Raw genomic sequence first — 25,139 nt, forward strand, 5'->3', positions numbered from 1 at the left:
ATTGAAAAACCTCAATAGAAAAGCGCTGTAAAATCAAACATTAAGGTATTTGATGATTTTGGCATAGAGGTTATCTGGATTGAATGGTTTTGGAATGTAGTCATTCATCCCTACAGCTTCTAGCTGATCTTTTACCTCCAACAAAGATGATGCTGTTAGTGCAATGATAGGAAGATTCCTTATTGAGACATCTTTATGAGCACGGATAAATTCGCCCACTTCAAATCCATCCTTCTCTGGCATTTGCAAGTCTAATAGAATCAAATCGAATGATTGAGATAGCACAGCCTCTATGGCTTCATTACCATCGTTGGCCATGATGACTTCTTTTACTCCCCACTTATTCAAAAACTTCTTGATCATAATTTGATTCACCAAGTTATCCTCAGCAACGAGAATTTTGGCATGAGACAAATTTTTCTCAGTATTCACTTTTTCTTCTTTGCTCTCAAGCAATTGAATATCTGGTTTTTCAAACCCTATCTCAAAAGAGAACATAGTTCCGCCGTGGGGCATTCTGTCCACTTGTATCTGTCCGCCAAATAATTCTACTAATCTTTTCACAATGGCCAATCCAAGTCCAGTACCTCCATATTTGCGGGTAGTTTCTGCACTTGCTTGTGTGAAGGCTTCAAAAATACTCCCCAATTTTTCCTTAGGAATCCCTATTCCGCTATCTTCAAACTCAAACCTAATTTTGACCTCATTTGTAGTTTCCTCTAGGTTTTTCAAATGAATTCTTACAAACCCCTTTTCGGTAAATTTGATCGCATTTGAAATCAAGTTATTCGCAACCTGTGCCAGTCGAACTGGATCTCCCATTACCACCTTAGGAAGCCTGCCATCCACGTCAAAACTGACTTCGAGGCTCTTTTCTCTTGTCTGATAAGTATAAGAATGAATGATGCGATTGAAAACCAAAGAAAGATCAAAGGCAACTCTTTCCAATTCTATTTTTCCGGATTCTATTTTACTGTAATCCAAAATATCATTGATTAATCCAAGTAGATTTTCAGCAGAAAACTGAAGGGTTCTCAAATTTTCCAATTGATCAGGCCTCGGCTCATCTTCTATTAATAAATGTGCCATTCCTATAACTGCATTCATTGGAGTCCTGATCTCATGACTCATGATAGACAAGAATTGAGATTTGATGGTAGATGCTTTCTCTGCTCGATCTTTGGCATGAAATAGTTCGCGCTGAGCTTCTTTGAGTTTTGTGATATCTCGGGCAATCCCCGTATAATGTCGGATATTACCCATTTCATCTTTGATCAACCTACCATTAGAGCTAAATACCCGATAATCACCTGATCTGTGCTTTAGCCTGTATTCTAGGTATTGATTCACTTCAAAAAAATCAGTAGAGGCAGATTTCAAGATATCAGAAAACACCATCAAGTCATCTTCGTGGAGAAACTCTGTCAGTTTCCTACCTGTGACTTCTTTATATTCGTAACCCAAAAACTGCTTCACATTGGGAGACACATAGGTCAACTCCATATCCAAGGATAGGGAGAAAATGATCTCAGTTGACTCTTCTACCAGCGTCCTATACTTTTCCTCACTTGTCCTGAGATTTTCCTTAGCTTCGTATTCTTCGTTGATATCTCTTACTATACCCAATGCATATTCTACTTCTCCGTCATAAACGATCGGTCTAACAGTCATTTCATAGACCCGCTTTTTATAAAGTAAGGTTTTTTGCACAAACTCTCTCTTTTCCAAGGCTCTGATTACCGCAGGCTTGATTTCGTGAAGATTGTACTTATGGATTTCTTCGAGTGACTTCCCCTCAAAATCAGCAGAAGACATGCCCCAATTCCCGAAATTTGTCCCTTCCGCCACGATATAAGTGAGATTTTTGTCAATCAGGAAGACATTCGTCAAAGGAATGTTTGCAGCAAGGACTCTATATCTTTGTTGTGAACGGATAATTTCTTCTCTATTTTTTTTGCGCTCGGTAATATCTTGAAGCAAGCCTTCATGTAAGATAATATTTCCCTGAGAATCATATACTTCTTGCGTTTTATCTTCCACCCAGCGATAGGTGCCATCTTTTTTACGAATTCTATATTCTCCAGAAAATGCTGGTACTCCTTTCCCATCTTTTTTAGCATAATGATATTCCACCAATTGCTCTGCGTCATCAGGATGAATCAAATCCAAAATACTCACTCCACTAGCCAGTAGAAAATCTGCTTGATATCCAAATTGCTTGATATTCTCAGTGATGTAGACCAATCTAAAGTGATCATTGGGGTCCACTGTAAAAAGAATTGCAGAACTATTCTCCACGATCATTTTAGCCTTTTTAGCCAAATCCTGCTGTTTAAACAATTGAGATAAGTTTCTAATCAAAAAAGAAAAACCAATGGGCTCTTTCAAATCATTGCAAAAAACCTGTACAGATAATTCATAGGGGTCAGTTTTTCCTTTGATATTTTTTAAGACAAGTTCTTTTCTAAATTCATCTTTTCCATCAAGTTTTTGTAATATTTCGATCAAATCAAATTCCTCCTGAAAATTAAAATCGAACAATTCAGTGATCTTTCCTTCAAACTTGGTCTTCACTTCCAATTGACATTCCATAAAAGCTGCTTCATTCATATAAATGACTTTCAACTGATTGTCAGTCACATAAACTGCATCATTAACTTGCGCAAGAATCTGTGATTGGAGTTTGAGGTATTTCTCTGCATCACGCTTATCAGTGATGTCAGTACAGTAACCGTAGATCTCAAAGCTTGATGTGCCTGGAATATTCCTTACCTCTATCGTGTAGCTAATATACTTGGTCTCTTCAGCACCGATGAGGTTGAATTCTCCTGAGATAGAACTACGCTTATTAATTGCCTGGTTGATATTGTCCAAAAATCCAACTCTATCAGCTTTATCAATTTTTTTGATCAGTTCAGTAACTGATGCAGACCCAACATGCTCGTCTAGTCCAAATAGAATATTTAAACCTTTAGAGAAGAAGAGTCTATTCTTAGAATTACTGTATCTCCAAGAACCAGATTTGGCAAGCAATTCTGTCGAAGTCAGTAAGTTTTCATTTCGTTCAAGACGCTTCTTGATAGACCTATTGATAAAAGTACCCGCATACACATCTCCAAGCTGTCGTAGTACATACTCATCCTTCTCGTGCCATGCTCTTGCTTGCCCTACAGCATCTAGCCCAAAGAATCCAATCAATTTATTCTCAGAAAAAATCGGTATAAGGATCACTGATTCTATCCCTTGTTGCAAATAGATTTCTCTTTCATAGGCGAATTTATCATCCATTTTGGACACTTCTGGAATGATAAAAATTTCCCCTTCCTTGAGAGACTTGATCGTAAGTAGATCATCCGTGATCTGTATACTCTTCATGAATTCCATCTGCGGCTCAACTCCGTCAGCCACCCACTCATAAGCATACTCTATCTCTCCTTTGACTTCATGGAAAAGGAAAATATAAGCACGATCTGCTTTTTCAAATTCTCCCAACATACGCAAGGAATCGTTGAATACCTCGTCTAATTGCTCTTGCGTCGCATTTACAAATTTTTTGGAAATTCGATTGATCAGCCGCTCTAATTCATAACGCTTTTGAAGTGATTTCTCTGCTTTCTTGTAGTCTGTGATATCCCGAGCACTGAATAGTATTCCTCTAATCTGTGGATCCTTGAGAAGATTCCTTCCATAACTCTCTATGTAAATTTTTTTTCTTCCTGGAATTTTGATCCAGAAGTCAAAATTCACCTCTTCTTCCGTCCCCAAAAGTTGTTCGAAATCACCAGTTACAATTTTCAAAATACCTTGATTGATGAAATCTATATAGGTTTTTCCTAATACTTTTTCAGGTTCAACACCTAATTTCTCAATGATAGAGGAACTGATGAATTTGTACATCCCTTTTTCATCCAAAATCACCACCATATCATGGTTATAGCGCAAAATGCTCTTGACCAACTCAAGATCCGCGTTTGCTGACTTTGAACGAGTAGCCATCTCAGATATTTCCATGATATCTTTGATCAATCTACCTTTGACAAAGAGTAACCTATCTGATTCCCCTTTTGGCATGCTTACAAAAACCCATTCGAAACTTCTTAGGTTACCAGATTTATCTTTAAGAGATTTGATAATTTCCACTTTCGGTAAGTCACCATCAAGAAAAAATTTGTTAATTTCTGATTCAATTGTATCTGCCTCGAAAAAATCATGAAATCCTTGGACATTCAGATCAAAATTATCTTTGAAATACTGATTGAGATAGACAATTCTATCAGGTGCAAACACCAAAATAGGTTCATTTACTTGATCAAAAAAACTAATTAAGTCTACTGGGGTGAATTCGTTCATCTTGGAAAATAATCTTAGCTTCGATTCAGATAGGATGTACAATATAAGCTTTGCGACTAAACTACAACATTTTCTCTTAAAACATATTTGCAACTAAAATTAAAATAATGTTCCAAAAAACAAAAACCCTATTTGTGCTATTCCTGCTGCTTTGGCAATACAGTATCGCACAAGAAAATGACTTGATTCAGTTGACTGATCTGACCAAAATCATCACTACTTCTTCACATCAAATTACCCCTGATGGTAAGCAGGTAGTTTTTGTAAAAAACTTTGTGGAGAGCAAAGGAAATGATCAGTATAGCTACAAAAGCCAAGCTTTTATAGCTGACCTTACAGCACCATTCGCAACTAGACCTTTGACTTCTGCAGAGTACAATGTCTCTTCTATTGCACTTTCTCCAGATGGCAAGCATCTGGCATTTGTAAGACCCAAAGACGGTAAGGCTCAAATCTGGATACTTCCAATGAACGGAGGGGAAAGTCAAGTGCTAACTAATGAAAAAAATGGCGCAAGCAGTCCTCAATGGTCTCCTGATGGTAAGAAAATATTATTCTCCTCTACCTTCCCTATTTGGACTGTGGATGGAAGGCCTGAGTGGGAACACCAAAGACCTGGCAGAGAATATGGTGACGAACCAAATTATAAGGCAATCAATGCTGGAATTGGCAAGGAGGAAATCAAACCGAATCCTGATGGAAACTTGGAAGAACTCCGTGCCTGGTTGGCAAAAAATGCAGCCAAAAATGATCCAAGGGTTATAGATCGCTTAAATTTCCTTGGCGAGAAAGACTTGAGTCCAGACCTTTTCTTCTCTCATCTAGGCATTTATGACCTCAATACTGAAAAATCTGAGATAATCACCCAAGGATTCCAAAGTTACTTTGGGGCTACTTGGTCTCCTGATGGAAACTATATTTTAGCGTCTTCATTAAAAAATGAGGAGCATCCAGACCTAACATCACATGCTGAAATCTGGAAAATTGACCTAAAAACTAAGGCTTCTGGGGTATTTTTCAAATTGGATAATCATAGGGTCGGCAACCCTTCTTTCTCTCCTGATGGAAAATGGTTACTTATCAATGGTCAAAACATAGAAGAGCCTAGTTATAACCAAAGTATGATCGGTGTGATGAAACCTGACGGCTCTGGCTTCAAATGGCTTTCCGAAAATCTTGACAGAAGCATCTCTAGTGGTCAATGGACAGCAGATAGCCAATCAATCTACTTCACGGGAGGCAATCAAGGAGGTACTTCACTCTGGAAAGTCAATCCAATTAATGGCAAAATCGACCCCATTATCACCGGGCCAATAGGTGTGGGTAACCTGAACATCGTAGGGCAAAAAATGGTCTATAGCCTGATAAAAATCGAAAATCCTTCTGAATTTTACGTGGCTGACCTTGCAAACAAGTCTCCACAACAAGTGAGTAAATTCAATGAAGGCTGGCTAGCTGGTAAGAAAATTTCCAAACCAAAAGCACATCAAATTCAAACACCTGAAGGTTTCACCATCGATTATTGGGTAATGGAGCCAGTGAATAGAAAAGAAGGTGTCAAATATCCAACAGTGCTTCAGATGCATGGTGGGCCTTCTGCTATGTGGGGTCCGGGTGAAGGATCCATGTGGCATGAATTCCAAGTCATGACAGCCATGGGTTATGGAGTAGTCTATGCCAATCCAAGAGGAAGCGGTGGCTATGGCAAAGCTTTCCAAAAAGGCAATTATAGAGATTGGGGAGACGGTCCTGCTGCGGATGTCCTAGGATCACTAGATGATGCGACCAATAGATATGACTGGATTGACAAGGATCAGTACTTCCTGACAGGAGGTTCCTATGCAGGCTATTTGACTGCTTGGATAGTCGGACATGATCACAGATTCAAAGCAGCATTTTCTCAGAGAGGTGTTTACGAACTGACTTTTTTCCTTGGTGAAGGAAATGCATGGAGATTGGTTCCAAATCACTTTGGGTATCCATGGGAAGAAGGTGTGAAAGAAATCATGGATTATAACAGTCCACAAACTTACGTGGCTAATATCCAAACGCCTCTATTGATCAAGCATGGCGATGTGGATTACAGAACTGGTGTCCGTCAATCTGAATTGCTCTACAAGAGCTTAAAAATCCTCGGTAAACCAGTAGAGTATGTCAGATATCCAGATGAAGGTCACGAGTTATCAAGGTCTGGGGCTGTACATAGGAGAATAGACAGAATCGGACGTATCATGGAGTTTTTTGAACGCTATGTAGCCCACCCATAATTAAAACCAATGAAAAACAGAACAATGAAAAAACAGCTATTTTATTTCCTGTTTGCATTTCTCTTCATTTTTGAAGCTAATGCGCAGGACAAATCCGAACCTCGTCCAATGGACTGGAAAGACATCCCCTCTTGGAAATCCATTTCCAGCAATAGTGTTAGGATGTCTCCCGATGGCAAATGGATGGCCTATGCTATGCTACCTGTAGAAGGCGATGGGGAATTGATTATCCAAAAAACAGATGATCCAAAATCAAAAAAGACTTATGCAATTGGTTCTACCAACTTTGCGAGCCTAAGCTTCAGTGAAGATAGCAGATGGATAGCCTTCAAAGAATATCCAAAAGAGAAAGAAAAAAAAGCAAATAAAGGCAAGCCTCTTCCTGAAAAAGTAATCCTATTGGACTTAAAGGAAGATAAAAAGTCTGAATTTGAAAAAGTAGCCAACTTCTCTTTCAATGGAAAAGCCGCTTCTCACTTGGCACTAAATCTTACCAAAGAAGGTACAAATGGTGATGCTAAAGGTTCTGATTTACTTATGGTACAATTGAACTCAGGTAAAAAACAGAATCTAGGTAACGTCCTGGAGTTTTCTTTTAATAAGTCAGGGTCACACTTGGCCTATGTAGTCGATGCTGCTAATCAATCTGGCAATGGAATTTACCTGATGAATATGGCCAGCAATAGCACGCAAGTCTTAGACAGTGATGCAGCATCGTACAAGTCCATAAATTGGACTGAAAATGGGGATGCTTTTGCTTTGCTCAAAATGGTCAAAGACAAAAAATATAAACAAGATCATGGTAAATTGATCGGTGTCAAAAACCTGAATAATCCACAATTGACAATCTATGATCCTGTGAAGGATAGTGTCAATTTCTCAAAGGACTACACCATCAGCCCAAACAGAAGACCACAATGGTCTGAGGACTTAAATAAGCTATTCTATGGCATACATCCGCTTGTTCTTGCCAAAAAAGAAGATAAAAAAGAGGACAAAAAAGAAGTAGATCAAGACTCTGTCAAAGCAGCTGAGGCTGAGAAATTGGCGAAAATTATGGCTGACACTTCTATCAAATCTATTGCTGATCTTCAAAAAGCGATCGCAAAAGCTGACAGTACCAAATCCAAGCCAGCAACTTCTAATGGAGATTTGACAAAGCCTGATATGACCATCTGGCATTGGCAAGACAGCAGACTGCAGTCCAGGCAGCAAGTGCTAGAAAATCAGGACAAAAACTACAGTTTCTGGGCTATGTATGATGTGAAGTCAGGTAAGCATATTGTACTTCAGGACAGCAGCATGAAAGAGTTGACCTTGATGCCTCAGGAGAAATTTGCACTCGGAGCAGATCAGAGTGCTTATGAACTGGACATCAACCTTGATGGACAGAATTATAGAGATATTTATGTAGTTGACCTTTCCAATGGTGAAAGAAAGCAACTATTTGAAAAATTCTATCTTCCTTCATTCGCTTCCTATCCAAGATCATCACCTGATGGGACTAAAATGTTATATGCATATGATGGACATTTCTACATCTATGACTTGAACAACGAAAGCAAAACCAATATTACTGAATCCATTCCTGTCACCTTTGTCAATGAAGAAGATGATCACAATGTGATCAAACCGATGCAGAATGCTTTGGGATGGAGCAATGACAGTAAATATGTCTTATTGAGAGATGGCTGGGATATCTGGCAGGTTCCTTTGAACCCGAAGGAAAAAGCTGTGAATCTAACCCAAAACGGCAGAAAAGAAAACATCAGATACCAAAGCAGATTTGTCTTAGATGATGAAGAAAAAGGCTACGATTGGAAGCAAACTCAGTACTTCAGAAGCTACGGAGAGAATTCTAAAAAGAGTGGAATTGTCTCTATAGAACCAGGTAAAGCAGGATTGAAAACAGGTGCTAGGTCTTTGATTTGGGAAGATGCCAATATCAATAGGTTTACTAAAGCTAAAGATGCTCCTGTCTATTTCTTCACAAAAGAGACATTCAATCAACCTACCGAATACTATCTCACCGATGCCCAAATCAATCAACAAACTCAGCTGACAGAGAATACGCCTGATGCCTCAAAATTTGTATGGTCATCTGGAGTGAGATTGGTAGATTATACTTCAGACAAAGGAGCCGAACTTCAAGGAGCTCTTTTCCTTCCGGCCAATTATGAAGAAGGCAAGAAGTACCCTACTATCATTTATTATTACGAGAAACTTTCTCAAACCTTACATAATTATAATGCTCCGGGATTTAGTGGTACAGGCTGGAATCCTAATATCTACACAAGTAATGGTTATGCGGTATTTATTCCAGACATCGTCTATACTATGGATGATCCAGGAATGTCTGCAGTATGGTGTGTCTTACCAGCAGTGAAAGAAGCCATCAAAACAGGTGTAATCGACGAGAATAGAATGGGACTTCATGGCCATTCTTGGGGAGGTTATCAGACTTCCTTCTTGATTACACAAACTGACATGTTCAAAGCTGCAGCAGCTGGAGCACCACTGACCAATATGATCTCCATGTATGACTTGATCTACTGGAATACTGGTGGCGGCAATATGTCCATCTTCGAAGCTTCTCAAGGAAGATTCACAGGAGGCCCGTGGGAAAACTGGGGATCCTATCAAAGAAACTCACCCGTATATCATGTCAAAAACGTCAAAACACCACTTTTGATGTTGCATAATGACAAAGATGGGGCTGTTGATTTCACTCAGGGTATTGAATATTACAATGCGCTAAGAAGATTGAAAAAACCTGTGATCATGGTTCAATACAAAGGTGAAAATCACGGACTGTCTAAGTTGGAAAACAGAAAGGATTACAGCGTAAGAATGATGGAATTCTTCGACCATCACCTCAAAGGAAAAGAAGCACCAGACTGGATTGCTGATGGCGTTGAGAAACTCAAGCTGGAAGAACATTTAGAGACAAGAGTATTCGGGAATAACTAAAAATAAAATTAATTTTAAATAATTTTATTGATATTTTATTTCACTATTCAAATATGATAGTTCAAAAAATACCTACAAGTAGCTATTTTTTGAATAAAATTTTATAATCATATTTGAAATGCTTTTAAGAGTAAATCTGTAAAGGTGTTTAAGTTTTAAGTGGGATCCACGAGATTCAAAAAAAAGTCTTTGCCAGTGGCAAAGACTTTTTTAATTTTTAAAAGTATACAATTCGGTTCAAATAGACTTCATTCGAAAACTTTATAGGATACCTTTGTAATTCTATATTAAAAAGGTGCATTAGTGAATATGAAAAAAGACCTTCGAATTATTTATATGGGTACGCCTGAGTTTGCTGTACCTTCTTTGGAAATATTGGCCGAAAATGGCTGGAATATAGTAGCTGTAATTACCGCACCTGATAAACCGAAGGGAAGAGGACAAAAACTGATACCTTCACCAGTAAAAGAAGCCGCGCTCAAACTTAACATACCAGTTTTACAACCCACCAACCTCAAATCACCCGAATTCCTAGATGAATTAAAATCCTTTCAGGCAGACATACAAGTAGTCGTAGCTTTCCGAATGCTCCCTGAGGTAGTTTGGAATATGCCTCCATTAGGGACATTCAATTTGCATGCCTCACTTTTACCCAATTACAGAGGCGCTGCACCTATCAATTGGGCCATCATCAATGGTGAAAAAGAAACAGGTGTCACTACTTTCTTCCTCAAGCATGAAATAGACACAGGAAGTATTATCTTCCAAGAAAAAGAATCTATTCATCCAGAGGATAATATTGGAACATTGTATACAAGATTGATGGAAAAAGGGTCAAAACTGGTACTCAAAACAATCCAAGCTGTAGCAGAAGAAAATATTCATCCACTTCCACAAGATGAATCAAATGCCCTACATCATGCTCCCAAAATATTCAAAGAGACTTGTGAAATAGATTGGAACAAATCTGCCATAGAAATCCATAATCTGGTACGTGGGCTCTCTCCTTATCCAGCAGCTTGGACCACTTTCTTAGATAAAAACTGTAAAATCTATCTGACAGAAGTAAGTGATAAAAACCTTCCAAATCTAAAGCCTGGAGAATATTATTCGGATAGTAAATCCAAATTAACCTTTCAAACTGGAAATGGCAGTCTCAATATCCTAGAGCTACAACTAGAAGGAAAAAAGAGAATGCCTATAGCTGACTTCCTGAGAGGAAATAAATTACCTTAAAAATAACAATTAAAAAACTTGCCAATTGTCTGATTTTTTACGACATTTGTTGTATATAAAATCAAGAGCCATGGGGATTGTCAGTGATTTTGTTGCCAGCTATGGATTTGCAGGAGATAGACTTTCACTACGTCTAGCAAAGACCAGCCGTAATGGGCTAGCTTATGAAGATTTCTCAAATATCGTAGCAGATAGCCCTATCCCAGAAGAGAGTTGGGCTGACCTCTTACACGTATCAGAGAGGACCATGCAGCGCTACAAAAAAGACCAAAAGCCATTTGAATCAATTCATTGTGAGCGCATCCTTAAATTAGCCATGCTCTTCAAGTTTGGCGAGGAGGTATTTGGCGATATGGATTTATTCAAATCATGGCTTTATGAGACTTCTATTCCATTGGGTTCACAGACTCCCTTTTCGCTATTAGATACCTCTTTTGGGATGGACTTAGTCAAGGACGAGTTAGGGAGGATTCAGCATGGTATTTTTGTATGATAGTCTATCGCATCAGCAGAGAAGCATACGCTAATGACCTCAGCGGAAAAGGTGCCATGCTCTATGGTGCAAGATGGAATAGCAAAGGAAAACCTGCACTTTACACAGCTGCTTCCATATCTTTGGCCATGCTAGAAGTAGCTGTGCACATCAATCCTATTAAAGTCCCCAAAGACCTACAATTGGTCAAAATCCAAGTTCCAGAATTATTAATTAAAAAAATCCATCTGGAAGACTTGGATCCTTCTTGGAAAGAATCACCCCCTAGTCACTTTACTCAAGATATCGGAGACAAATTTTTATTGGAACGAAAATATTTTATACTTCAAGTCCCTTCAGCTGTGGTACCAGAGGAGAATAATTATATCATCAACCCCATGCATCCTCAATTTGACAACTTAGAAATACTATCAATCTCACCAATGCGATTTGATGCTAGACTTTTTCCATAAATAGAACATAGGACAGCTTATCTCTTTGATCAACAATTGATTTTGCATTTTTTATACTCGAATTTTTGAATTTCATCACAGCAAGTGGTAATTTTATATCCTTATTTAAAATCTATTTGATATGAAAAAAATGATAAAACTTTTCTTACTGATTTTTCTCTTTTCATCAGCAGCAGAATCAGAAGCACAAATTGGCAATAGGCTGAAACAAGCCGCAAGTAGAGGACTAAGCAATGCTTTAGAAAAAAGAGTTGAAAAAGAAGCAGAAAACATTGCGCAAAGGCAACTTGAAAAGGCATTTGAAAACATCTATGGACCTGATATGCCTGCTGGAGGCGGATTCAACATGGAAAAGATCCTTAGCGGAATTTCTATGGATGTAGAAGTTGCAGATACTTATAATTTTGATGGCTATACAACCATGGTTGTCAAAAGTGTAGATGAAAAAGGGAAAGATTTAGACCCTTTTATGATGAAAACATATATCTCTGAAAGTGATAAGGCGGTTGCAATGGAATTTGAAAATCAAGATAAAAAAAGTAATGCTAAGACCGTCCTCATCTATGATATGGAGCGAAATGCTTCGATTTTCTTAATAGATTCCGACGGAAAGAAAAATAGCATGGCTTATAGTTATGATTTTGAAGCAATGTCAGAGGGAGTAGATATGACAGACTGGGAAAACGATTTGGAAGATGCGGATTTCAAAATTCGTAAAACTGGTAATAGTAAAGTCATACATGGATACACCTGTGAAGAATATATTGCAGAATCAGAAGATGGAAAAGCGACTTATTGGATTACAGATAAGCCAGTCAAAGGAAGTGGGACATTTTGGGGTGAGGGTAACCCTCTCATGAGCACCAAAGCTTATCAACAGCAAAGTGGTAGAATGGACAATCTCCCTAATGGTCACATGATGGAGATGTATTTTGAAAGTCACAAAGACCAATCTAAGAGCGAAATTAAAATAACAGAAATCAATGATAATAGCCCCTCAAATTTTATCATGAAAGACTATCCGAACATCCTTAAGGGAGAAGAAAAGTAAAAAAGACAAACAACCCTATTACCTAAAACCAAAGTCCATCTATTTTAAAAAATTGATGGACTTTTTTCTAGATGCGGGTCAATTGTAGTCATATGAAACATCATCATCCCGCAAGACCTATAACTAGTCAAAGTATGAAAACTTGAATACTGTAAATTCATTTTCACAATTTGATTTTTTGCCTTCAAAATCCTTGGTATCTTGTGTTCCTAACCTATAAATTCCCACATTGAAAATATCTTTAATAGTTGCCAAGGCTGAAAATAATGTCATAGGCAAAGACAATCAGCTGATTTGGAGACTTTCATCAGATTTGAAACTCTTCAAAAAATATACTACTGGTCACCATATCATCATGGGTAGAAAAACCTATGAATCTATGGGCAAACCACTACCCAACCGTACATCTATCGTGATCAGTAGAAATAAAGACTTTGAAGTTCCGGAAGGTCACTTTTTGGCACATTCTCTTGAGGAGGCTATCCAATTGGGCATCAGTAGGAACTTAGATCAAGTATTTATCATTGGTGGAGCTCAAATATACAAGGAAGCAATACAATTCTGTGACGAAATGATCATTACCGAGGTACAAGCTGCTCCTGAGGGAGATGCCTTTTTCCCTGAATTTGACCGTAAAGCATGGAAAATTGTACACTCAGAGCACTTCCCAAAAGATGATAAAAACGAGTATGATTTCAATTTTATGATTTATAAAAGAATCAATCCATGATAGACTCAGTAGTGTGGATCACGGGAGCTTCTTCTGGAATAGGTGAAGCCTTGGTAAAAACTTACCATCAAGCTGGTTGGAAAATCATCATTTCAAGTAGAAAAAAAGAGGCTTTAGAAAATCTTAAAGCAACCTGTCAAAACACGGGAAATATTTACGTACTCCCTTTAGACTTAGCTGACAGCTCCCAATTCACTGAAATAGTAACAGATGCAATCAAGGCATTTGGCCATATAGATATCTTGATCAACAATGGTGGAATTAGCCAAAGATCCCTTGCTCTAGATACAAGCATAGAAGTGGACAGGAAGATTATGGAAATAGACTTTTTTGGAACCATTGCTTTGAGCAAGGCGATTCTTCCTCACTTTGTGGAAAGAAAATCTGGGCATTTTGGTGTGGTAAGTAGTCTAGTGGGGAAATTTGGATCCCCATATAGATCCTCTTATTCAGCAGCCAAACATGCTTTACATGGCTTTTTTGATTCATTAAGAGCTGAGATATATAAAGAAAATATTTGGGTAACCATGATTTGTCCTGGTTTCATACGCACCAATGTCTCCATCAATGCCCTCACGGCTGACGGCACTCCACTTAACGAAATGGATGAAGCACAGGACAAAGGAATGAGTCCCGAAGATTGTGCCCAAGCAATCAAAAAGGCTTTGGATCGCAAAAAAGAGGAAGTGCTAATAGGGGGAAAAGAAGTTTTGGCGGTATACTTGAAACGTTTCTTCCCAAAGGTCTTTTCAAAACTTATCAGAAAAGCCAAAGTTAGATAGTCGAGAGAATTTTCGCCAATAATTTCATTACTTATCATTCTCTTTAAGCAAAAGATTACCCAAAAATGACTAATTACAAAGAGATCAAAGCAGAGATTTTAGCCATCGGAGACGAGCTCCTCTATGGTCAGATCATAGATACCAATAGCCATTGGATCAGCCAAGAGTTGGATAAAATTGGCGTACGAGTAGTAAGAAGAACGACTGTTGGTGATAATCGAGATTCCATCTTAGCTGCATTTGCAGATGCCGAAAAGCGTGCAGACATCATCTTAATGACAGGTGGACTAGGTCCGACAAATGACGATCTGACCAAACCGCTACTGGCAGAATACTTCAAATGCTCCATTGAGCTGGTACCCGAAGCCTTGGAAGCGGTAAGAATATTTTTTGAAAAAAGAGGAAGAGAGCTTACTGAATTAAACAGATTGCAAGCTCACTTACCTACCAAATGCACCTACGTACCCAATGAAGTAGGAACAGCTCCGGGCATGTGGTTTGAGGAAAATGGCAAAGTATGGATGTCAATGCCAGGGGTACCTCACGAAATGAAAAAATTGATGACGGACTTCGTACTCCCAAAAATAAAATCACTTTATGCTCTCCCAGTAATTTATCATAAAGTAATTAAAACTGTAGGGATTGGTGAAAGCTGGCTAGCCAATATCATCAAAGATTGGGAAAAAAATCTTCCAAATCATATCAAATTGGCCTATCTCCCATCTCTTGGTCAAGTGAAGCTCAGACTGACAGCTTTTGGAGATGACTACGACGAACTTCAGGCTGAGGTAGAAACTGCCATTGATCAAGTCAGACCTCTAATTGATAAGTACATCTATGGCTACAACCATGAAAGCTTGGAAGAATCCATTGGTAGACTTTTGAAACAGGCAAATAAAAAAGTAGCTTTGGCAGAAAGCTGTTCTGGAGGATATATTTCACATCTAATCACCAGCATACCCGGAAGTAGTAAGTATTTTCAAGGTTCTTTGGTCCCGTATCACAATCAATTCAAAAATGAAATTTTAGATGTAAATGCCGATACCTTGAAAGCATATGGAGCTGTAAGTGAAGAAACCATCATCCAAATGGCCGAAAATATCAAAACAATGTTTGGTGCAGATTATGGTTTGGCAAGTAGTGGAATAGCAGGCCCAGATGGAGGTTGGAAAGAAAAACCAGTTGGCACGGTTTGGATCGCTTGTGCATATGAAGGAAAAACAGTCAGTAAAAAACTTCAATTAACTCAAGACAGAATGTTGAATATTCAATTGACGGCTATAGCCGCCTTGAATTTACTAAGATTATGCATTTTAGGAAAAACAGAATAAAAATTTTATTAAATGATTTTGTATTACCTAAAATAAAATTTAATTTTAAAAGTCAGAAATAAACCCAATTAAATAATATAAACATGGCAACTGTAGAAATGGTAATGCCCAAGATGGGTGAAAGCATTATAGAGGGTACCATCCTAACATGGCTTAAAAAAGAAGGAGACAAAATCGAGCAGGATGAGTCTGTTTTGGAGGTCGCCACGGACAAGGTGGACACAGAAGTTCCAGCTATATATGGTGGTATTTTGAAGCAAATATTAGTTAAAGAAGGAGATGTAGTCGCTGTAGGTGCAACGATTGCGATCATAGAAACTGATGAGGAAGTCTCTCAATCAGACAATACTGAAGCACCTTCTCCTGAGACTGCTAATAAGGCAGAATTGATCGCAGCAGCTCCTGCGCAAACAGCAACTTTGGTTGAAAGTATTTCATCTGATGATTCTAAGGGAGATAATCGCTTTTACTCTCCACTGGTACAAAGTATTGCTAAGGAAGAAAATATTTCAAAAGCCGAATTAGCCGCTATTTCTGGAACGGGCAAAGATGGAAGAGTCACCAAAAACGACATGCTTCAATACCTCAAAAATAGAGGTCAACAAAAGCCTCTTCCACAATCAGCTACACCAAAACCATCAGCAAGTGCACCTATGCCTAAGGTAGAGGTGAGTATTTCTGCCCATGACGAGATTATCGAAATGGATAGAATGCGTAAGATGATCGCTCAAAGAATGCTTGACTCCAAGCGTATATCTCCACATGTAACTTCTTTTGTGGAGGCGGATGTAACCAATATCGTTCTTTGGAGAAATAAGGTAAAAGATGCTTATAAGAAAAAAGAGGGCGAGGCACTTACTTTTACTCCTTTCTTTGTTCAGGCTGTTGCAAAAGCCATTAGGGATTTTCCAATGATCAATATTTCTGTTGATGGTGAGAATATCATAAAAAAGAAAGATATCAACATTGGAATTGCAGTCGCTTTACCTTCGGGTAATTTGATCGTACCCAATATCAAAAATGCTGATCAATTCAACTTGACTGGACTTTCTAAGAAAGTGAATGATTTGGCTACTAGAGCTAGAAACAACAAACTTTCTCCTGATGAATTGGGAGGAGGCACTTATACGATTTCTAATGTTGGATCTTTTGGCAATGTCATGGGAACGCCGATCATTATGCAACCTCAGGTGGCAATTCTCGCAGTAGGAGCAATCACCAAGAAGCCAGCTGTGATAGAAACTCCAACTGGTGATGTCATCGCTATCAGACATAAGATGTTCCTTTCCCACTCGTATGACCATAGAGTTGTAGATGGTTCACTTGGGGGGATGTTTGTAAGAAGAGTGGCTGACTACCTAGAGGCATTTGATTTAGAAACTGAGCTTTGATCAATTCAGCAAAAAAGGAGGCTTCTAAGCCTCCTTTTTTGCTTTCTTTTCATATTGTTTTTTGATGGTGAGGGCTATTTCCTGAACTTGTACAGGTTTGGTTAGGTAGCCATCCATTCCGATCGCTATAGCATTGTTGATATCTTCTTGAAAAGCATTTGCTGATAAGCCAATGATAGGGACATTCTTTTTCTCATCATCCATTTGTCTGATGATTTCCGTAGCTTCAAGACCATTCATTTTTGGCATTTGAATATCCATCAGCACTAGATCAAACTTACCATCACGAACAGCAGATACCGCTTCTACCCCATTCTTTGCTATATTAATTTTATATCCCAACTCTTTCATGAGCATTTTCATAAATTTCAAATTAGTATCGTTGTCTTCTACCAATAAAATATCAACTGGGTAGGTTTTGGCCATGTTGCCCCATTCGAATTCCTCCAGCTTTTGGTCTGGCAATTCGCTAAGAAAATGCTCTTCTTCCAACCAGACCGTCCCATAAAGATTAAAGGCAAAAACAGACCCCTTACCCAATTCACTGGTAATTTTCAACTCTCCACCCATTAGTTCTATCAGCTTCTCTGAAATAGCCAAACCAAGACCCGTCCCTTTGTACTCTCTAGTAGTACTTCCATCAGCCTGTACAAAGGGCTGGGTTAAAGAGTTGATTTTATCAGCAGGTATACCAATACCCGAATCTATGATAGTAAAATAGAGAATGACATTCGTTTCCATAAAAAGTTCCCCCGTGATATGAATACTGATCTCTCCCTCTTCCGGTGTAAACTTCACGGCATTTCCAATCAGGTTAAATAGAATCTGACCGAGTTTAGTTCTATCTAACTGTACATATTCAGGCATCAATGGTCCAAAAGTATACCTCAGTCTAATTCTTTTCTCCTGAACAAGGCCGTTGAATATTTTAAGAATTTTTTCAATCTCATTTTTGAAGTGAAATTTACTCACATCCAGTTTCATCATCCCCGCCTCAATTTTGGAGTAATCAAGGATGTCATTGATAATTACTGAAAGTGATTGACCAGAGTCCTTGATTACTTGCAGAAACTCTTGCTGCTGCACGTCAAGATTGGTCTTTTCCATCAAACCAATGATTCCAAGCAAACCATTCATTGGCGTTCTAATCTCATGACTCATATTTGCCAAAAATTCTGATTTGGCTTTGTTGGCTAGTTCTGCCGCTTCCATAGCTTCTTGCAAACCCTTTTCCCAAAGTTTTTGCCCAGTGATATCTCTTGCTATGGAAATGACACGTTCATCATCCAATTTGAAAAGTCGTGTTTCAAATATCTTCTTCCCAGATTGAGATATAGCTTCAAATTCGATGGTGACCAGTTTCCCTGTTTTCTTTACCCGCTCAAAACCTTCCATTATTTCTAGACTTAGTGGTTCGGGCAGGACTTCTTTAATATTTTTCCCTATTGATTCGCTAGCAGAGCTAATCAATAGGCTCTCGTCCTGAACATAGTAATCCAAAAACATACCTTCATTATTATAAATAAAGATAATATCAGGTAAGCTTCGTAAAACTGAAACCAATCTATTATTACTCTTGAACAATTCTTGATCTGCCAAAAAACGATCTTGGATATCTGTACAGATCCCTACATTTCCAGTGAAAACGCCTTTATCATCAAAAAACAATTTTTCAAATACACGAACCCTTAGCCACTCCCCTGATTTTCTTAAAAAATTAAACTCCAAAGAAAAACTCTCTTCTTTATTTTCAATGGCCTTTTGAATGACTGTATCCAATATCTGATCATCTTTAGGGTCGATAAATGATTTAAATCCATCAATAAATTCTGTCTCATCATAACCCAAAATCTTTTTCACTTCACTACTGACATTCGTCATTTTCCGGTCTGCATTTTGAAAATAAATAAAGCCTTTAGATTCTTGCAAAAGGAGACTTTGTTGCCTAAAAAGTGATGTGATCTTATCAGAATTCTGCATCAAAACCCTATTCGACTCTTGAGCGTTTTTGATAAATCGGTATAAAATCAAGATTACCACGACAAGTAAAAACATCAAACCTACAAGTAAATAGGCATAAGTTGAGAAAATCCCTGAAGTGATGGATTGTCTATCTTGAACAAAAACCACAGAAAATTTATCATTGAGTGGGTATAATGTGAATGGATATTGGAAAATCAAGGCTTCAAACTCCCTGCTCTCTGGTTCATTAGTTAAAAAACCTTGGTAATTCCCTTTTAAACCTATTTCTATATCTTTCTGGATAGTATTGAATACCTCCTGCTGAATTTTGTAGCCTTTAGTAGGCATATACTCAAAAACACCAAAAAGCTGCCCATTGAAAAACAAGAGTTTTTCACTATTGATTCCTAAGTAATAATTACCCAACTGATCACCCAAAAATCTCTCTATATTAATCGCTGCTAGGATTTTAACCTTCTTTACAGGATTTTCAAATTTGATGTAAGCATCCTTATTTTGGACAGCTTCATCAAGGTTAGTGAAAGAGTTTTTTACAAAATTATTCCTTTGATCAAAGTGAAAAGACACCACTTGATCAGGAAACTCAACCACTATGGTATCCAATAAATTGCGATGATTATTGAAAACCCGTCTAGCCCGTCCTTCAAAAGCCATCTGCTCATTCTCAACTTGGTAGGTCCAAGGCTCTAGATTATTGACAAAAAAAACTAAATCATCATAGGTAACACCAAAATGATTCTGTATATCTTTTGCTGCCAATTCTACTTGTCTATTTAGGAATTGCTTTCTAGCTTCAAGTTGATTTTTGGATAGTGCATCATAAAAATTAAAAGCCAAAAAAACGACAAGCAAAACTACCAAAATACCAGTAATCACAAACCATCGATAGGCCTTGCTATATGAGTTTGAAGGTTGTTTTTCAATATCTATCATCAGATTTCTACATCTAAAATTAACCAACCTGTCCTTTTCATCTTGTATGCTCCAACCTCGAAATTGTCTAAACCTTCATTGAGTAAATATCTGTCGCCACCTGAAAGTAGGAAATGAGAAATCATACTTCTTACGGTCTTATTTTTACTTTTGAAAAGATTATATTCTTCAGGTCTAAAGCTATCAGAAGAAATCGTCTGAATATAAGTGTGGTTTTTCAAAGGTGGTAAGGCTAAAGCTTCTATAGCTCTTGACTTTCCTGCTATAACAGTTCCTGCTTCATCCAGTATTATTAACTTTCGATTAGTTTGTGATAGATAATTATCCAAAATCGCATTGATCGAAATATCAAAAGCTAAGACCATCTTGAGGTCATCATCAATGTAAACAGGGTTCAATAATGAGACCACCCATCCCTTTCCGACGGGGTCAATATATATTTCTCTCACCCAAACCATCTTTCTCTCTGGATTATTAACTTCATCAGCTTCATAATAAAAATTATAAGAAGTTACATCCAAATCTGGATCCAACATGGTAGCTGCATCATAGGGTGGATACAATCTGTTGAACTGTACTTTACTATTGAGGTATACTTGGGATATGACTTCGTTATTACTAATAACCCTCCTGAAAGCATCGTCCAATGGGTTAGTTAAAAGCAACATCTCCTCTACAGCTTGTGGGTCTGTATTGGGGATTTTAGGCAAGTACAATGTGCTCAACTCTGGATTTTCGTTCGGCGCAGAATTAGCATAATGCCCCTCAATCTTGTATCTACTACGATCTGCCAAAGCCAGTACACTATCTTTAGAGGCATAAAGTTTTTGAATTTGATTACCCAATCTTGCTAGCTCTTGCTCCAAAGCCTCAAAATCATAGTCCAATAATGCTATAAACGCCTCTACCTCCAATGATTTTTCTTCAGAGGAATAGTTTTTATTTGGCTGACAAGCAGTTATTATCAGAAAAAGAATAAGAAAAAGTAATGGTTTGCGTCTCATAAACCTTTAGGCTTTCATAAAGCTAAAGATTTTCAAGCTGTTTTTGAAAAGATTGTCCCATTTCTTTAAATCTCAGCTTGACAGCATCAAAAAAATCTGACTCATAAAAGGTATTCAAGTCAGACTCATCAAGAACATCCATTTCTGGAATCTTGAACGTTTGCTCCATCGGACCAAGCTCAAACTTGATCAAATATTTATTGTTCCAAGAGAAAATAGATATCCTGATGTCTTCTTTGACAAACTCTTGAACTACTCTCATGCTGGTCTTCTTACTTCAGAGCTATAGGTAATTTCAGATTTCAAAGAGGACGCTACTGAACAATACTTGTCCACCGACAAAGCTACCACCTTGGCAAACTCTTCCTCTGTAGCATCGGGAGAAACTAGCACAAATTTCAAATTGATGCTTTTATAAAATGCAGGAATCCCATCATTTCTATCTCCTTCTGCCTCCACATAAAAATCCACTATTGTTTTACGCTTTTTCTTCATCATCACCACTGCATCTACAGATCCGCAGCCCGCCAGGGCTGAAAGTAATAAATCCATTGGGGATTGAGCCTGCTTATTTGGTGCATCATACATGTCAATCTCCACTTTATTACCCTGTTGATTGACAGCTTCGTATTCGTAGTCCGCCTTCATGCGTACTGTTACACTTCTCTTACTCATAAATTAAAGATTATATATTCCAGTTTTTCACCTTCAAAACTACACCATCCCCCCTTTTCAACCTTAATCCTTTCTTAAGATTTACATATTTCTTCTATACTGCCCACCTACTTCATAAAGGGCATTTGTGATTTGACCTAATGAACAGTACTTGGCTGCATCCATCAGCTTTTCAAATATATTTTCATTTTTGATAGCTGCTGTTTGAAGTTTAGTCAGCCACTCTTCTGTGGTGGCTTCATTTCTCTTATGGAGATTGTTTAAAGTTTGAATTTGTGCTTCCTTCTCTTCTACATTTGCTCTGATCACCTCTCCTGGAGTTACTGTAGGAGATCCTTCTGATGAAAGAAAAGTATTCACTCCAATTATAGGGTATTCACCGGTATGCTTCAGCATTTCATAGTGAAGACTTTCCTCTTGGATTTTACCTCGTTGGTACATGGTTTCCATGGCTCCTAATACACCTCCACGCTCAGTGATTCTGTCAAATTCAGCGTAAACTGCCTCCTCTACCAAATCGGTCAGCTCCCCTATGATAAAAGCCCCCTGTAGAGGATTTTCATTCTTAGCCAATCCCAGTTCTTTGTTGATGATCAACTGAATAGCCATTGCTCTTCTCACTGATGCTTCTGTAGGAGTAGTAATCGCCTCATCATAAGCATTGGTATGAAGAGAGTTACAGTTGTCATAGATTGCATACAATGCTTGGAGTGTAGTTCTGATATCATTAAAATCAATCTCTTGAGCATGCAGTGATCTCCCTGAAGTCTGAATATGATATTTCAGCATCTGGGAGCGCTCATTGGCAGCGTATTTCAACTTCATCGCTTTGGCCCAAATTCTCCTTGCTACTCTACCGATGACTGAATATTCTGGATCGATGCCATTGGAAAAGAAAAACGAAAGATTTGGAGCAAACTTATTGATATCCATCCCTCTAGAGACATAGTACTCTACATAAGTAAATCCATTGGACAAGGTCAGCGCCAATTGTGTAATTGGATTGGCTCCTGCCTCAGCAATATGATATCCTGATATGGAAACGGAGTAGAAATTCCTGATTTGATTTTCTATAAAATACTGCTGTACATCTCCCATCAGTCTCAAGGAGAATTCTGTAGAGAATATGCAAGTATTCTGGGCTTGATCCTCTTTGAGAATATCCGCTTGAACAGTACCCCTCACCTTTGCTACAGTTTCAGCTTTGATTTTGGCATATACCTCTGCCGGTAGCACTTCATCCCCTGTCACTCCAAGCAACATCAGACCTAGCCCATCATTTCCTTCTGGGATTTGTCCTTGATACTGAGGTCTAGTAATTCCTTTATTTTTATAAATCGAATCAATTTTGGCATTGACCTCTTCCTCAAGGCCATTAGCCATAATGTAGATTTCACACTGCTGATCTATCGCAGCATTCATAAAAAATGCAGTCATAGTGGCTGCAGGCCCATTGATGGTCATGGAGACAGAAGTCATCGGATCAGCTAGATTGAAACCAGAATAAAGTTTCTTGGCATCATCCAAGCAGCAGATATTAACTCCTGAGTTACCTATCTTTCCATAGATATCAGGCCTATAATCTGGATCTTCTCCATAAAGTGTCACCGAGTCAAAAGCAGTGGAAAGTCTCTTGGCAGGCAATCCTTTTGATACATAATGAAATCTTTTATTGGTTCGCTCAGGTCCTCCTTCACCAGCAAACATTCTGGTAGGGTCTTCACCTTCTCTTTTGAATGGAAACACACCGGAGGTATAGGGGAATTCTCCAGGAACATTTTCAGTCAAACCCCATTTCAAAAGATCACCCCACGCTTCATATCTAGGCAGCGAAACTTTTGGAATACTGCTACCCGAAAGCGAAGTAGTAAAGGTTTTTACTTTGATTTCTTTATCTCTTACCTTGAATACATAGTATTCGTCTCTGTATTGTTGTGCTTTTGCAGGCCATTCTTCTAGCCATTTTTTATTTTTAGGATCCAGTTCTAGCTCCACTTCAGCATAGACTTCTTGGAGTTCTTTGACCAATCTATCTTTGTCCCCAATTTGGGTATTTTGAATAGCTTCGATGGATTTTTGAATACTGTATAGCTTTTGGGCAACTTCTTTTTGCTCTGATACCCATTTTCCATAAGCTCTATTGTTTTCAGAAATTTCAGACAAATACCTTGTCCTAGCTGGAGGAATGATATATATCTTTTCTGACATTTCACCAGTGACTTCAAACGAAGTCTTCAAGTCAACTCCAGTTTTTTCCACTAATTTATTGATGATTGCCTTGTACAGGCTATTCATCCCAGGGTCATTGAATTGAGAAGCAATGGTCCCGAATACTGGTATATCCTCGTCAGCGATTTCCCAAAGGTTGTGATTACGTTTATATTGTTTTTTGACATCTCTAAGTGCATCCTGAGCACCTCTTTTATCGAACTTATTCAATGCAATCACATCTGCAAAATCCAACATATCGATTTTCTCCAACTGCGTAGCAGCACCATATTCGGGAGTCATCACATAGAGTGACATGTCAGAATGCTCAATGATTTCAGTATCAGACTGACCTATTCCGGAAGTTTCCAGAACAATCAGATCAAAATTTGCTGCCTTCACAATGTCAACGGCATCCTGCACATACTTTGAAAGTGCCAAGTTGGATTGTCTTGTAGCCAAAGACCGCATGTAGATATTTGGATGATTGATGGCATTCATTCGAATTCTATCTCCTAATAATGCTCCACCTGTTTTCCTTTTGGATGGATCTACAGAGATGATGGCCATATTCTTATCCTTGAAATCAATCAAAAATCTCCTAACCAACTCATCCACCAAAGAAGACTTCCCAGCACCGCCTGTCCCTGTGATTCCAAGCACAGGTGTCTTGCTCTCACTAGCCATTTTTCTAATCTGTGCCAAAAGCTCTTTGCTTTCCTCAGGAAAATTCTCAGCAGCAGAAATCAACCTACCCAATTCCTTCTTATTAGTCTTATCCAAACTTTCAAGTCCCTTGTGACTGTCACCTACTGGAAAGTCCGATTTTTGTACCAGATCATTGATCATCCCTTGCAAACCCATGGATCTTCCATCATCAGGGGCATAGATTCTGGTAATGCCATACTGATGCAATTCCTTGATTTCTTCAGGGAGAATTGTACCTCCTCCTCCACCAAAAATCTTGATATGCCCTGCTCCTTTTTCTTGAAGTAAATCATACATGTATTTGAAAAATTCCACATGACCACCTTGGTAAGAGGTAATGGCAATAGCCTGTACATCTTCTTGGATCGCACAGTCTACGATTTCCTGAACTGACCTATTGTGCCCTAAATGGATCACCTCACAACCTGTAGCTTGGATGATCCTACGCATGATATTGATGGCAGCGTCATGGCCATCAAATAAGGACGCAGCAGTGACAATTCTAATGTGGTTTTGTGGTTTATAAATCTCTGAAGTAACTGACATATCAATGAATTGGGTTTATTTCTACTTGA

At 38.3% G+C, this 25,139-nt stretch carries 16 protein-coding genes; 10 read left to right on the forward strand and 6 right to left on the reverse strand.

The features are described from left to right. Positions 1-33: 33 nt before the first annotated feature. Positions 34-4,350: a PAS domain S-box protein gene (locus tag CHB66_RS11930; RefSeq protein WP_089241237.1), complete on the reverse strand. Its 4,317-nt coding sequence runs from the start codon at positions 4,348-4,350 to the stop codon at positions 34-36. 107 nt (positions 4,351-4,457) lie between these two features. Here CHB66_RS11930 and CHB66_RS11935 point away from each other — a divergent pair, with 107 nt between their 5' ends. The 10 genes from CHB66_RS11935 (at position 4,458) to CHB66_RS11980 (ending at position 17,053) form a co-directional block, all read left to right on the forward strand. Beyond that, positions 4,458-6,617, forward strand: coding sequence for a S9 family peptidase (locus tag CHB66_RS11935; RefSeq protein WP_089241239.1), 2,160 nt, complete (start codon positions 4,458-4,460; stop codon positions 6,615-6,617). Between the two features lie 9 nt (positions 6,618-6,626). Beyond that, positions 6,627-9,587 (forward strand): S9 family peptidase, encoded by a 2,961-nt coding sequence (locus CHB66_RS11940; protein WP_245812722.1) that lies wholly within the window; start codon positions 6,627-6,629, stop codon positions 9,585-9,587. A 309-nt stretch (positions 9,588-9,896) separates the two neighbouring features. Beyond that, a complete protein-coding gene (gene fmt / locus CHB66_RS11945) occupies positions 9,897-10,823 on the forward strand; it encodes a methionyl-tRNA formyltransferase (RefSeq protein ID WP_089241241.1) in 927 nt (308 codons plus the stop codon). A gap of 70 nt (positions 10,824-10,893) precedes the next feature. After that, positions 10,894-11,316 (forward strand): type II RES/Xre toxin-antitoxin system antitoxin, encoded by a 423-nt coding sequence (gene parS / locus CHB66_RS11950; RefSeq protein ID WP_089241243.1) that lies wholly within the window; start codon positions 10,894-10,896, stop codon positions 11,314-11,316. Next, a complete protein-coding gene (locus tag CHB66_RS11955; RefSeq protein ID WP_089241245.1) occupies positions 11,313-11,768 on the forward strand; it encodes an RES family NAD+ phosphorylase in 456 nt (151 codons plus the stop codon). Before parS ends, CHB66_RS11955 begins: the two co-directional genes overlap by 4 nt. A gap of 121 nt (positions 11,769-11,889) precedes the next feature. After that, positions 11,890-12,819, forward strand: coding sequence for a DUF4412 domain-containing protein (locus CHB66_RS11960; RefSeq protein WP_089241247.1), 930 nt, complete (start codon positions 11,890-11,892; stop codon positions 12,817-12,819). Between the two features lie 229 nt (positions 12,820-13,048). Continuing rightward, positions 13,049-13,549 carry a dihydrofolate reductase gene (locus tag CHB66_RS11965; protein WP_089241249.1) on the forward strand — a complete coding sequence of 167 codons (501 nt, stop codon included), beginning with the start codon at positions 13,049-13,051 and terminating at the stop codon, positions 13,547-13,549. Next, a complete protein-coding gene (locus CHB66_RS11970) occupies positions 13,546-14,331 on the forward strand; it encodes an SDR family oxidoreductase (protein ID WP_089241251.1) in 786 nt (261 codons plus the stop codon). Before CHB66_RS11965 ends, CHB66_RS11970 begins: the two co-directional genes overlap by 4 nt. 65 nt (positions 14,332-14,396) lie before the next feature. Further along, positions 14,397-15,662, forward strand: a complete 1,266-nt coding sequence (locus CHB66_RS11975; protein ID WP_089241253.1) for a competence/damage-inducible protein A — start codon at positions 14,397-14,399, stop codon at positions 15,660-15,662. 83 nt (positions 15,663-15,745) lie between these two features. Beyond that, positions 15,746-17,053 (forward strand): dihydrolipoamide acetyltransferase family protein, encoded by a 1,308-nt coding sequence (locus tag CHB66_RS11980; protein WP_089241255.1) that lies wholly within the window; start codon positions 15,746-15,748, stop codon positions 17,051-17,053. A gap of 24 nt (positions 17,054-17,077) precedes the next feature. Here CHB66_RS11980 and CHB66_RS11985 read toward each other — a convergent pair whose 3' ends face one another. The 5 genes from CHB66_RS11985 to CHB66_RS12005 form a co-directional block, all read right to left on the reverse strand. After that, positions 17,078-19,969 (reverse strand): PAS domain-containing hybrid sensor histidine kinase/response regulator, encoded by a 2,892-nt coding sequence (locus tag CHB66_RS11985; RefSeq protein ID WP_089241257.1) that lies wholly within the window; start codon positions 19,967-19,969, stop codon positions 17,078-17,080. Next, positions 19,969-20,973: a PDC sensor domain-containing protein gene (locus tag CHB66_RS11990; protein ID WP_089241259.1), complete on the reverse strand. Its 1,005-nt coding sequence runs from the start codon at positions 20,971-20,973 to the stop codon at positions 19,969-19,971. Before CHB66_RS11990 ends, CHB66_RS11985 begins: the two co-directional genes overlap by 1 nt. 22 nt (positions 20,974-20,995) lie before the next feature. After that, the gene (locus tag CHB66_RS11995) at positions 20,996-21,235 is read right to left on the reverse strand and encodes a hypothetical protein (protein ID WP_089241261.1); all 240 of its coding nucleotides are present in this window, start codon (positions 21,233-21,235) and stop codon (positions 20,996-20,998) included. Beyond that, positions 21,232-21,648, reverse strand: coding sequence for an OsmC family protein (locus CHB66_RS12000; protein WP_089241263.1), 417 nt, complete (start codon positions 21,646-21,648; stop codon positions 21,232-21,234). Before CHB66_RS12000 ends, CHB66_RS11995 begins: the two co-directional genes overlap by 4 nt. Before the next feature lie 81 nt (positions 21,649-21,729). Further along, positions 21,730-25,110 (reverse strand): methylmalonyl-CoA mutase family protein, encoded by a 3,381-nt coding sequence (locus tag CHB66_RS12005; protein ID WP_089241265.1) that lies wholly within the window; start codon positions 25,108-25,110, stop codon positions 21,730-21,732. Positions 25,111-25,139: the final 29 nt, after the last annotated feature.

It is taken from the genome of Belliella buryatensis (genome assembly GCF_900188245.1).
GTDB classification, from domain to species: Bacteria; Bacteroidota; Bacteroidia; order Cytophagales; family Cyclobacteriaceae; genus Belliella; species Belliella buryatensis.